Annotated in this window: 13 protein-coding genes and 1 pseudogene; 13 read left to right on the top strand and 1 reads right to left on the bottom strand. The window is 49.3% G+C overall.

Going from position 1 to position 11,872, the window contains the following annotated elements; all coding sequences use genetic code 11:
* Positions 1-21: 21 nt before the first annotated feature.
* Positions 22-684 (bottom strand): GntR family transcriptional regulator, encoded by a 663-nt coding sequence (locus tag B3F49_RS02630; RefSeq protein WP_293908851.1) that lies wholly within the window; start codon positions 682-684, stop codon positions 22-24.
* A gap of 255 nt (positions 685-939) precedes the next feature.
* Between B3F49_RS02630 and B3F49_RS02625 the strand changes: the two genes are divergently transcribed.
* The 13 genes and pseudogenes from B3F49_RS02625 to B3F49_RS02565 form a co-directional block, all read left to right on the top strand.
* The gene (locus B3F49_RS02625) at positions 940-1,449 is read left to right on the top strand and encodes an L-2-amino-thiazoline-4-carboxylic acid hydrolase (RefSeq protein WP_293908850.1); all 510 of its coding nucleotides are present in this window, start codon (positions 940-942) and stop codon (positions 1,447-1,449) included.
* A gap of 45 nt (positions 1,450-1,494) precedes the next feature.
* Positions 1,495-2,652 carry an ABC transporter substrate-binding protein gene (locus B3F49_RS02620; RefSeq protein WP_293908849.1) on the top strand — a complete coding sequence of 386 codons (1,158 nt, stop codon included), beginning with the start codon at positions 1,495-1,497 and terminating at the stop codon, positions 2,650-2,652.
* Between the two features lie 95 nt (positions 2,653-2,747).
* Positions 2,748-3,623, top strand: a complete 876-nt coding sequence (locus B3F49_RS02615) for a branched-chain amino acid ABC transporter permease (RefSeq protein WP_293908848.1) — start codon at positions 2,748-2,750, stop codon at positions 3,621-3,623.
* Positions 3,623-4,696, top strand: coding sequence for a branched-chain amino acid ABC transporter permease (locus B3F49_RS02610; RefSeq protein ID WP_293908847.1), 1,074 nt, complete (start codon positions 3,623-3,625; stop codon positions 4,694-4,696). Before B3F49_RS02615 ends, B3F49_RS02610 begins: the two co-directional genes overlap by 1 nt.
* Complete coding sequence (locus tag B3F49_RS02605) at positions 4,693-5,478, top strand: ABC transporter ATP-binding protein (RefSeq protein ID WP_293908846.1); 786 nt, start codon at positions 4,693-4,695, stop codon at positions 5,476-5,478. Before B3F49_RS02610 ends, B3F49_RS02605 begins: the two co-directional genes overlap by 4 nt.
* Positions 5,471-6,181 carry an ABC transporter ATP-binding protein gene (locus B3F49_RS02600; protein ID WP_293908845.1) on the top strand — a complete coding sequence of 237 codons (711 nt, stop codon included), beginning with the start codon at positions 5,471-5,473 and terminating at the stop codon, positions 6,179-6,181. The genes B3F49_RS02605 and B3F49_RS02600 overlap by 8 nt, the downstream gene beginning before the upstream one ends.
* 16 nt (positions 6,182-6,197) lie before the next feature.
* Entirely contained in the window at positions 6,198-6,761 is a 564-nt protein-coding gene (locus B3F49_RS02595) for a transposase (RefSeq protein ID WP_293908844.1), read from the top strand.
* A gap of 74 nt (positions 6,762-6,835) precedes the next feature.
* Complete coding sequence (locus B3F49_RS02590) at positions 6,836-7,843, top strand: dihydroxyacetone kinase subunit DhaK (RefSeq protein ID WP_293908843.1); 1,008 nt, start codon at positions 6,836-6,838, stop codon at positions 7,841-7,843.
* A 13-nt stretch (positions 7,844-7,856) separates the two neighbouring features.
* A complete protein-coding gene (locus B3F49_RS02585) occupies positions 7,857-8,483 on the top strand; it encodes a dihydroxyacetone kinase subunit L (RefSeq protein WP_293908842.1) in 627 nt (208 codons plus the stop codon).
* 60 nt (positions 8,484-8,543) lie between these two features.
* Positions 8,544-9,788, top strand: coding sequence for a serine dehydratase subunit alpha family protein (locus B3F49_RS02580; RefSeq protein WP_349681275.1), 1,245 nt, complete (start codon positions 8,544-8,546; stop codon positions 9,786-9,788).
* Between the two features lie 8 nt (positions 9,789-9,796).
* Entirely contained in the window at positions 9,797-10,582 is a 786-nt protein-coding gene (locus B3F49_RS02575; protein ID WP_293908840.1) for an SDR family NAD(P)-dependent oxidoreductase, read from the top strand.
* A gap of 329 nt (positions 10,583-10,911) precedes the next feature.
* Entirely contained in the window at positions 10,912-11,640 is a 729-nt protein-coding gene (locus B3F49_RS02570) for an HAD family hydrolase (protein ID WP_293908839.1), read from the top strand.
* Positions 11,631-11,872: pseudogene (locus B3F49_RS02565) on the top strand (EamA/RhaT family transporter); the annotation flags it as partial. The gene B3F49_RS02570 and the pseudogene B3F49_RS02565, both read left to right, overlap by 10 nt.

Genomic DNA, 11,872 nt, shown 5'->3' with positions numbered 1-11,872 from the left:
AAGGCTCATCCTCCTACCCGATCAGTACGGCGAGTCAAGGAAAATTGGTCTGAGGAACTCATTCCCTCTGGCAAACTCCTTGATATCCGCCTCCAAAGCTTGGATGGCTTTTTCCTTCTTATTGTCAAGGATGTATTGGAGTATCAATTTGTGATGCTCTTCACGACTGACGAACGTCGTGCGGTGCCATTGTTCCCAGTAGAACTGGGCATAGGCACGGGAGAGGAATCGTAGGGCATCAGAGAGACTGTTGTGAAGGAATTTGTTTCCAAAGCATGAGATCAGTTCCAAATGAAACCGGCTGTTGTGTTCCCAATGTTCGAAAGCGTCACACTCTTTGCACTCCATTCGAGCATTGATGACCTCACGGATTTGTTCCGGTTTGAGCAGATGCCAATATTTGTCCATGCTGCCGCATTCAATCAGAAGGCGGAAATCCTGGACATCATCGATATCCTTGTCGGTGATTTTAATGATCTCATATCCAAGACGGGGGATGCTTCGCAGTACTCCTTCGTTACAGAGCTCAATGAGGGCTTCACGGATAGGAGACTTGCTCACCTGATACCGTTCCACCAGCATTTTCTCGGTCAGGATTGACTCGGGTTTGTATTCATCACGGATGATGCTGTCTAATATGTTGCGATACATTCTGGTCTTGATGTTTGACTTCTGTATAATCATGCGAAAGACTCCTTTTTCTCATCCTCAGTGGCCGTGACGATGCGCCATGAAGGATATGCTTTTTCATTCTACCATAAACCAAGGTTCCATCTCTCGAGTTGGAAAAGTTGGAAAAGATAAAATAATCATTGCGTTCTGCGAGATACCTGTTATATTATTAGTATATTAATGATATCTTAGCAAGCAAAAAGTAATTAATTTACAACATTTTCCAGATATTCTGGAAAATAAATAAATATAATATAAGGAGTAAGTATGTCAAAGATTACAAACATCGCCAATGAAGTCGAAGAGAAAATTGACATCAACAGAGCTCAAATCGAGCACAGGGCTACTTGGATGGCGCTGATTTTCGATGAGATGCGCAAAGCCGGTATCGAGAATGCAGAGCAGATCGTTCGCAAGGCTATCAAGAGGACCGGAATCTACCATGGGTCCCTCTTCAAGGCTCAGTGTGCTGATCCTGAAAACTGTGTTGACTTCAGGAATGCATTCCTTGGTGATGTTGGGGTGAGCAGCTTCAATATGGACAACATCAAGGCTGACCATGACAATGTCAATGTGGATTTCCATTACTGTGCTCTGGTCAACGCTTGGCAGAAACAGGGTTTTGATGAAGAGACGATTGCTCTTTTGTGTGACATGGCTATGGACGGGGATCGCGGTATTGCAGAAGCAATGGGCCTTGAGCTCGACCTCGGGGACACCATCGCCAAGGGTTGTGCAAGCTGCAAGCTACATTTCAAGAAGACTGAACAAGAGTAAATCTGATGAATGCCTGTGCATCATCAAGATAAAAAGGAGATGTATATGAAGAAAGCGATTGTACTGATGATGATTGTCTCGTTGTTGGCTTCTGCAGTATTTGCTGCAGGTAAGACTGAAGCTCCGGTTGACTCCAAGCTGATTAAACTCGGTGTACTTGCCCCGCTTACCGGTACCAATGCCGAGTATGGAAAGGGCTTTGAGATTGGTATGCAGATGGCCGTTGACAAGATCAATGCCGCCGGTGGTGCAAATGGTTACAAACTCGAGCTGGTCGTTCGCGATTCCAAGGGTGATCAGAAAGAGAGTTCGGACCTTGCCCGCCAGTTTGCAGACGATCCGTCCATCTATGCCATCCTTGGTGATTTCACCAGTGGTTGCTGCATGGCCAACGCTCCGATCGTTGACGCAGCTGGTCTTGTCCAGCTCTCCCCGACCGCTTCCAACCCTGACTATGCCGGTATGAGCGATTATACCTTCAGTATCATGGGTCGGCAGGACGGTGAAGCTCCCTTCTTTGCCCGCTATATCATTCAGAAGTATCTAGGCAAGAACAAAGTTGGTGTCATCTACATCAACAGTGACTGGGGTGCTTCCAGCTATTCCAACTTCAAGGCAGAAGCTGACCGCATTGGTCTTGATATCGTCGCTGCAGTGAATTATGTCCAGGATGAGAAGGACTTCTCTTCCCTGATCACCAAGCTACGAGCAGCAAACCCCGAAGTCGTTTTGATTCTCGACCAGGGTGCTGTTCCGATGGTTATCAACCAGATCCGTGGTGCCGGTTGGAATGTCCAGCTTGCTACGCTTGGGCCTGGAACCAGTGAACAGCTGCTCGACCTTGCTGGAAAGAACGCTGAGGGCTTGGTCCTCTCAACCCCGTTCTTCTTCGACGAGAATGATCCTGAGCTGATGGCTTGGAGAGCCGAGTTCGTTTCCAAGGCTGGTTTCGAGCCGACCATCCACCCGGTATGTGCATACGACACTGTCTATCTCATCAAGGCAGCAATCGAAGCCAGCGGTGATGCGAAGATTACCCGTCAGAGCATTCGTGACAACCTCGCCCAAATTAGTATCAATGGTGTTTCCGGTCCGTTGAAGTTCAACCCAACCGGTGACCTTACCCGTGAATACATGATTTGTGCTGTTGAAAACGGTAAGTACGTAGTGAAGGCTGGTTTCGAATACGCAAAGAACAACTAAGCGCATTTGAGTTTCAGAACTTCCTTAAAAGTGAAGGAGTCTTCCTTTGTGATGGCTCCTTCACCCTCACTCTATGAAACAGGAGTAAGAATAGTATGGAATACTTTCTGAACCAGCTGATCAATGGAATCTGCCAGGGTGCCATTTATGCACTTATGGCAATCGGGTATTCAGTTGTGGTTGGCGTTGTTGGCATGGTTACCTTCACTCATGGTGAAGTAATCATGATAGGAGCCTTTGCGGCGTATTATATGTTCTTCTTGAGTGGCAGCCACATACTGCTAGGCTTGGTTGTGAGTTTTCTTGCTTCCTGGATACTTGGTTATTTTGTCTATAAAGTCTGTTATGAACGATTTTTCAACGCACCGAGACACGTTTCCCTCCTCTGTACCATTGGATTCAGTATGTTGATCAAGAATCTTGCACAGATAATCTTTGGTCCCAACCAGAAGCCGATGCTGGACATCATCCAGCCCAAATTCTTTCGGTTCGGACAGGTGCAGATTTCCCAGTTGCAGATAGTCATCATGATTACGGTAGTTGTCATGGCAACACTACTCTCGCTGGTTTTCAACAAGACGAAATTCGGCATCATGCTCAAAGCAGTCAGTCAGGACAAGACTGCTTCCTACATGGTGGGCATCAATGTAAAGCGTATTGCCATGCTTGGGAACTGTCTTGGCTGTGGTCTTGGTGGTATCGCAGGACTCCTCTTGGCCATCTACTACCAAACCCTGCAGGCAACTATGGGAGGATCGCTAGGCATGAAGGCCTTCGCCTCCTCGGTACTCGGTGGTCTGACTGACGTGCGGTTCTCCGCTCTCGGTGGTCTGTGCATCGGTATTATTGAGAATTTGGGTATCACCATCTCCTCAGCAAGCTATCGTGATATGTTTGCCTTTGGGTTCCTAATCCTCATTCTAATCATCCGTCCGCAGGGATTCGTATCCAAGAAAGGAGCCAAAGTATAATGGAACGCTCATCGAACAAGAAAGAAACCTCTCCTTCGATGCTGGTATCATCCCTGAAGGAGTTGAAAGCGGTAACCGCCGTTGCGGATTTCGTGCAGAAGTACCGAATCTATCTTCTTATCGCCCTGTTCGTGTTTCTCTGCATATTTCCCTTCTTCACCAATAAGAGTTATGTGCTGGGTGTCATCTGCCGTATCTTCCTCTACTCGATTCTTGCAGGTGCACTGAATACCATCAATGGTTACAGCGGGCAGTTCTGCCTTGGTGTTGCCGGCTTCTTTGCTATAGGGGCATACAGTGAGGCAATCCTTGCTACTGCTGCGAAAATGAACTTCTGGCTCATCCTTCCCATTGCGGGCGTCATTGCAGCAGCAATCGGTTTCTTGGTTGCCCTTCCCACCTTGAAGATGCAGGGTATCTACCTTGCTATCGTCACCTTGGGCTTCAGCGAGATTGTACGATTACTTGCATTGAACTGGACAGGCCTGACCGGCGGTCCTATGGGAATCAAGGGGATTCCCGTCCCAGTCTTCTTTGGGATGGCAATTCGTACTTCAAAGCACTTCTATTACCTCTACCTAGCGATGGCCATCCTCTTCCTCTTTGTGACTTCTCGAGTAATCAAATCGAGAATTGGGAGAGCTTGGATGTCCATCCGTGAGGATGAGCTTGCCTCAAAATCCCTAGGGGTATTCACCTCACGCTACAAGGCACTGAACTTCATGTACGGCGCTTTCTGGGCAGGCATTGCCGGAGCCATTTATGCTCCCTATGTCCGTTTCATCGACTCTACTTATTTCACCTTGGATGAAGGCTGGAACATTCTTTCCATGATGATCATCGGCGGTCAGGGAACCTTGATTGGGCCTGTGGTCGGGTCTGTCATCGTAAACTACCTTACTGAGTTGCTCAGGCCGATTGGTCAGTGGCGCATGGTTGCCTATGCCTTGTTGATCATCATCATGATGTGGTGGAGACCGCAGGGACTTGCCGGAGCTTCAAACAGTATTGTTGCTGCAAAGCGCGATACCAAACTCCAGAAACGCGTTTCCCGCAAGGAGGTTCACTCATGAGTGCATTGCTTGAAGCGAAAGGCATCTGCAAATATTTTGGGGGACTGAAAGCCGTTGAGCAAGTCGATATGACCATTGAAAGTGGTGATGTCTATGGTATCATCGGACCCAACGGAGCAGGCAAGACAACGTTCTTCAATGCCTGTTCGGGCATTGATAAACCAACCAAAGGTCAAGTCTTTCTCAGTGGGGAGGAAATAACCCATCTCTCTTCGGAGCAGATTGCAAAGAAGGGTATGGCCCGGACCTTCCAGAATATAAAGCTGTTCAAGTACATGTCGGTTCTTGAGAATATCAAGATTGGGTTCCACAACCAGCTCAAAACAACCCTGTTCGACTCCATTCTCCATACCAAGACCTATCGGCAGGATGAGGAATTCGCAACAAAAAAGGGTTTGGAAATCATCGAACAGGTCGGTCTCGGTGCATACAAGGAAACCATGGCAGGAAACCTTCCCTATGGTATCCAAAGAAAGGTCGAGATAGCCCGTGCCTTGGCCCTTGATCCGAAAATCCTGCTTTTGGACGAACCTGCGGCAGGTATGAACCCCGTTGAGACAAACAGCCTGATGAAATTCATCAAGGACCTGAATAAGAGTGGGTACACCATTGCAGTCATCGAGCATGACATGAAGTTCGTAATGAATGCCTGCAATAAGATTCTTGTCCTGAACTTCGGCCAAAAGATTTGTGAAGGCAACCCTGCAAAGGTACAGAGTGATACCAAGGTTATCGAGGCATACTTTGGGAAGGGAATCGCAACAGGGGGTAATCATGCTTAAACTGGATTCTCTGAAGGTCAATTATGGATATATTTCCGCATTGAGAAATGTCTCGATCGAGGTGCAAGCCGGAGAGATTGTTACTCTCATCGGAGGAAACGGTGCGGGTAAGACCACTACATTGATGGCCATTTCCAATCTGGTGAACAAGGCATCTGGAACGGTTACCTTCAAAGGAACCGACATCAGTCGGCTTGCCCCGAACAAGATTGTCCGTATGGGTATCAGCCATGTCCCCGAGGGCAGAAAGATTTTCCCCGCGCTTTCTGTGTATGAGAACCTAATCAGCGGAACCATGGGAAATCCTTCCCTTGGCAAGGAGAAGATTGAAAGCCTGTTGGAGCTCTCCTTCACATTGTTTCCCCGTCTGAAAGAACGGTTGAAGCAAGATGGCGGCAGTCTCAGTGGTGGGGAGCAGCAGATGCTGGCTATCGCCCGCGGTCTGATGATGGATCCTGAGTTGATCATGTTGGATGAGCCCTCATTGGGTCTCGCCCCCATCTTGGTGGAGGAGATTTTCGAGATGATTGTTGAGATCAGAAGAACCGGGAAAACCATCCTGCTCATCGAGCAGAATGCGGCGATGGCCTTGAGTATTGCCGACCGGGGATATGTGCTTGAGACTGGGAACGTAGTACTGCAGGGGAGAGGAGCAGAGCTGCTTGAGGACTCTGCGGTAAAGAAAGCCTATCTTGGATATTAGGAGCAGCATGGTGAAGATGAAGAACCAGATCCACGGGATGCTGCTCGGCTACGGGATCGCGACCAAGGCAGCCCAGCTGCAGAGCAATAAAAAGCGGCAAGCCCTGGTTAAAGATTTCGCGGATCAAGGTTTTACAGAAGCCGCCGCATCACTCGAGGTGATACTTGGCATTATAGAAGGTGTGCAGGAGCAAATCAAGGACCTGGACAAGAGGTTCTGCGGGGACTTCAAGCGGTTCGCCTCGAACGTGGGCATCGTGCCCTCGGTGCACAACTCCAACGAGACGGTGCACATGGGCAGGATAACCAAGCATGGCCCGCAGGAGCTGAGAACAGCATTCGTGCAGGCCACAATGGGCATGATACGGCTCTCCAAGATAACCGGTGAATGGAGGCTGATGACCGATTACCGGGCAATGAAGACGGGCAAGGGTTCCGGCAAGTCAATCATTGCAACGACCAGGAAATTGGCGAGAATCATCTTTGCCATGCTCCACAACAGGGAACCGTTCAATCCAGCCTTGATGGTGAGGGAACAAGTGTCTATTCACAGTCGAGGAGGTCATAGGGGCTTGATTTGACGGCTCCTAGAGTAAAAACAAACAAAGGTTAGCAGTTTCCTAACTTTACTGTTGACTTTTTATAGGAGGGATCTATGAAAAAGATTATCAATAAACCGGAAATGTTTGTACCTGAGATGATGGAAGGCATCGTCGCAGCATATGGTGATAAGGTTACACTACTGAATGGTGATTTCAGGATACTGGTCAGGAACACCCCGACCAAAGAGGGGAAGGTTGGCATTGTCACCGCGGGTGGCAGCGGGCACCTTCCTGTATTTTTGGGATATGTCGGTGAAGGCTTGCTTGATGGCTGTGCCGTTGGAAACGTCTTTGCTTCTCCCTCAGCCCAGAAGATGGCAGATATGATCAAGGCCTGTGACCGTGGCAGCGGGGTACTCTGCCTCTACGGTAACTATGGCGGGGACCGGATGAATTTCGATATGGCCTGCGAGATGGTTGAGATGGATGACATCGAGACACAGACCGTCCTAGTATCTGACGATGTAGCCTCAAGTCCGAAAGAGACCAAGGAGAAACGTCGCGGTGTGGCCGGCATGGTCTATGCCTTCAAGATTGCCGGTGCTGCGGCAGAGCGTTTGCTTTCCCTTGATGAGGTTGCCCGTATCGCAAAGAAGGCCCTTGACGCAACCAGAACCATGGGTGTTGCCCTCTCTCCGTGCATCGTTCCCGAAGTCGGAAAGCCGACGTTCTCCATCAAAGATGACGAGATTGAGGTTGGGATGGGCATTCATGGGGAACCCGGCATTGAGATTCGGCCGATGATGAGCGCTAATGAGGTTGCCTCCTTGATCTTGGAAAAGATTCAAGCCGATGCACCTCTTTCGAAGGGGGATGAGGTCTCCGTCATGGTCAATGGACTGGGAGCTACCCCGCTTGAGGAGCTTCTGATTGTCTATCGGAAGGTGCATCAGATTCTCAGTGACATGGGGGTTACGGTATTCATGCCCCACATTGGTGAGTTTGCCACTTCCATGGAGATGGCAGGTCTTTCAATTACCGTCATCAAGTTGGATGAGGAACTGAAGAGTTTGCTCTCAGAGCCTGCTTCCTCTCCCTTCTATACCAATGCAAACAAATAGGAGGATGGTACAGATGAGTTTGACACGGGAAAATCTTACTTCGGTGTTTTCAGCCATCAGTGCTGTGATGCATGAGCATCGCGACTATTTGATCGGGCTGGACCAGCAGAATGGCGACGGTGACCTTGGAATCTCAATGGACGAGGGATACCGTGCGGTAGCAGAGTATTTGAAGCAATCACAGGAGAATGATTTGGGTAAGCTCTTCATGCAGATTGCCTCGGTTTTCAATGAATCGGCTCCTTCCTCCTTGGGAACCATCACCGCCTTTGGTCTGATGGGGATCGCCAAGTCTCTGAAAGGTAAGAGTGAGGCAAACCTTTCAGAGGTTGCTCTTGCCCTGCAGAGTGGGGTTGAGAGAATCATGGAGAAGGCAAAATCCAAGCCCGGCGAGAAGACTATCCTCGACTCCCTCCATCCTGCCGTGCAGGCTCTGGCGGAGCAGAGGGACAGTGATGCTGAAACTGCATTCAAGGCAGCCAGTGAAGCGGCTCGAAGCGGAGCGGAAAGCACCAAGGCGATGCGGTCCGTCCACGGAAGGGCTGCCTACTATGGGGATAAGAGCATCGGTTTGTTGGATGGTGGGGCTGAGGTCGGTCGCCTCCTCTTTGAAGCCATCTACCAGTACTGTAGCAAATAAAAGGAAGCAAGAAGAGAAATGGGACTTTCAAAAACGGTATATGATGCATATGTTGCCCTCTTGAAGCACGAATTGATTCCAGCGCTCGGATGTACTGAACCAATCGCCATCGCGCTGGCTGCTGCCAAGGCAACAGAGGTGCTCGGTACCTTTCCGGATTCATTGCATGTTGCATGCAGTGGAAACATCATCAAGAATGTGAAGAGCGTCACCGTCCCCAATTCTGGGGGACTGTGTGGCATCGATGTTGCTGCTACCCTTGGCGCTGTTGCAGGAAAGGCTGAGAAGGAACTTGAAGTACTCAGCGAAGTAACAGGCCCTGATCAAGAGAGAACCAAAGCCTTGGTGGATGCACATTTCTGTACAGTGAGTCTCGCAGAGGGAGTTGAGAATCTCTTTATCTCGATGCAAGCCAAGCAAGCTGACCAGTCCGTGCTGGTGGAAATCCATGGATCCCATACCAACATCACCAAGATTGTCAAGAATGGGGTAATCCTCCATAACGCCGCCAAAGGAACCTCCTCAGAAAGCCATATCGATTCGTACAAGGAGTTGTTGGATATCCGACCCTGCATTGAGTTTGCAAACGAAGTACAGATATCGGATGTCCAAGACATCATTGAGCGGCAAATTGAGCTGAATACAGCCATTGCCGAAGAAGGGCTACGGGGTGATTATGGTATCGGGGTGGGTAAAACCATGCTTAAGTACTATGATGATGCCGATGTCCGGGTCCGTGCCTGTGCCCGGGCCGCAGCCGGTTCCGACGCACGTATGGGGGGCTGTGCCCTCCCTGTGGTCATCAACAGTGGCAGCGGGAACCAGGGTATGACCGTTTCTCTTCCTGTCATTGAGTATGCACGCGAGGTAAATGCTTCTCACGAGAAACTGATTCGTGCTTTGGTACTTGCTAATCTTATAGCTCTCCTTCAGAAACGATATATCGGCAATCTTTCTGCATTCTGCGGAGCAGTCAGTGCTGCAACCGGAGCTGCCAGTGGAATTGCCTATCTCTATGGTGGAAGCTATGAGGAGATTTCAAACACCATCACCAACACCTTGGCTAATATCGGAGGTATCGTCTGCGACGGTGCAAAATCATCCTGTGCTGCCAAAATTGCCAGTGCCTTGGACGCCGCCATTTTCGCCTTCCTGTTGGGAGTGAAGGAAGGGCGGACCTTCAAAAGTGGTGATGGCTTGGTAAAAGAGGACGCTGAAAGGACCATACAGAGTGTTGGACGCATGGGTCGTGAAGGCATGAAATCGACTGATGTGGAGATCCTGAACATCATGCTTGAGAAATAGGAGATGTTATGGACCTTATGCTGAGAGGTAAAACCGCCGTTGTAGTAGGTGCAAGCAAGGGAATCGGGTATGCCACTGCTGAGGCCTTTCTCAAAGAGGGATGTCGTGTAGCCATCTGCTGTCGTACCGAGAGCGAGCTTGCCTCTGCCTCTTCTTCCCTTCAAGCCTTTGGTGATGTGTATGCACAAACTGTCGATGCCACCAGTCTTTCACAGCTAGAAACGTTTGCCCGCTCGGTAATGGATCATTTTGGAGAGATTCATGCCTGGGTGAACAACGTCGGTGGGGTTGGGCATCGTGGGGAGAGTGGATATTCAGAAGCGGACGTTAACCAGGTTGTAAAGATGAACTTCAACTCTGCAGTTTTTGGATGCCAAGTTGCCGGCGCTTGCATGAAGCAGAATGCAGATGGAGGGAGCATCATCACCATCAGCAGTCTTGCCGCCCGATGTCCGACCGCAGGTCGGAGTACGCTTTACGGTCCTCTGAAGGCGGCTGTCCGCCATTTGGCGGTAACCTATGGTGCAGAGTTTGCCCGATGGAAGATTCGGGTGAATTCGGTACTTCCCGGTTTTACCGCCACACCTGCTGTTGCCAAGACCATCCCAACGCTTGAGAAGGAAAGGGTAAGGGAACGAACTTTGCTTGGTAGAATGGCTGACCCGATGGAGATTGCCAAGCCGGTTGTGTTTCTCTGCAGTGAGGCAGCTTCCTACATAACTGCAACTTCCTTGGAAGTATCCGGTGGACGGGAAGTTGTTCTGAATCCAGAAATTGCATATCTTACCAACTAAGTACGTTTTTCAGTTTTCTTATCAAAGATTTTCTTATTCATGCAATAATTTTTAGGAACAAAGATTGGAGAGTCACTAACTCCAGACAATGTAATTAAAAGGGTTTATGAAAAAATTAAGAAAATTATAAAAACCTCTTGATTAAAATATTAGTTTTTACTAATGTACGAATCAGAAAGAGAACGACTTGCTTCTGCGCCCGTTGGGTCGGATGGCAACGAAATCGGATTTTTTCTAACCTCCTTTTGTTCCCCCAGGGTTTAACCTCCTTTTCCCTGGGGGTTTTTTTATTCATTGACGCGTTCTGCTATTCGGCGTATCATCGGCCAATGGCTGTACCCGTACTTTCCACCATCCTCTTCGATCTCGATGGGACATTGCTTCCTCTTGACCAGAAGCAATTCATGCAAGGGTATTTCTCTTTATTTGGGAAACGCTGTGCAGAGCTCGGTTATGAGGCAGATTCTTCACTTGCAGCCCTTCAGGCTGGACTGAAAGCAATGCTTGCAAACGACGGGACGATGACCAACAAAGAGCGATTCGATCAGACATTCGAGCAGATGACAGGCATTGCGAGCAGCGAATTCAATACCCGCTTTGCTTCTTTCTATGAAACGGATTTTCATCAGCTCAAGGCGGCAAGCAGGAAATCTTCCCTTGCATCCGATTTGGTAACCATGGTTCGCAACAAAGGCTATGATGCAGTGCTGGCCACCACTCCGCTTTTCCCTTGGCAGGGAACCCATGCGCGCTTGGCTTGGGCCGGCATCGATCCATCCCTTTTCTCCCTGATCACCACCTACGAGGATTTTTCCTATGCGAAGCCATATTTAGGGTATTATCACGAGGTTCTCAAGCATCGGGGGGTACAGCCAAGCCACTGCATGATGATCGGCAATGATGTAGGTGAGGACATGGTGGCCCGAGAGCTCGGCATGGACGTATTTCTCGTCACCGATTGTCTGATCAACGAACAACAGGCCAGCCTTGAGCCGTATCCCAAGGGAAGCTTGCAAGACTTGTATACATTTTGTGAGGAGCTGTCGATATGCAAATAGAGAAACAATCGATACTGGCGAAACCGCTGGTTGCTGCGCTGCTTGCGAGTTTTTGTGCCCTGCTTTGGGGAAGCGCCTACCCGGCTATCAAGCTGGGATACGAGCTGTTTGCAGTCGGAGCGGATGATACACCAGCCAAAATGGCCTTTGCCGGTTTTCGGTTTGCCTTGGCAGGCTTGCTTGTGTTTCTGGTCCGGTTTGCCCAGAGGGGGGAGAAGCAAAGTCCCAAGAG

Source organism: Sphaerochaeta sp. UBA5836 (assembly GCF_002432845.1).
Lineage (GTDB): Bacteria > Spirochaetota > Spirochaetia > Sphaerochaetales > Sphaerochaetaceae > Sphaerochaeta.
This window is presented reverse-complemented; position numbering and strand designations above follow the sequence as displayed.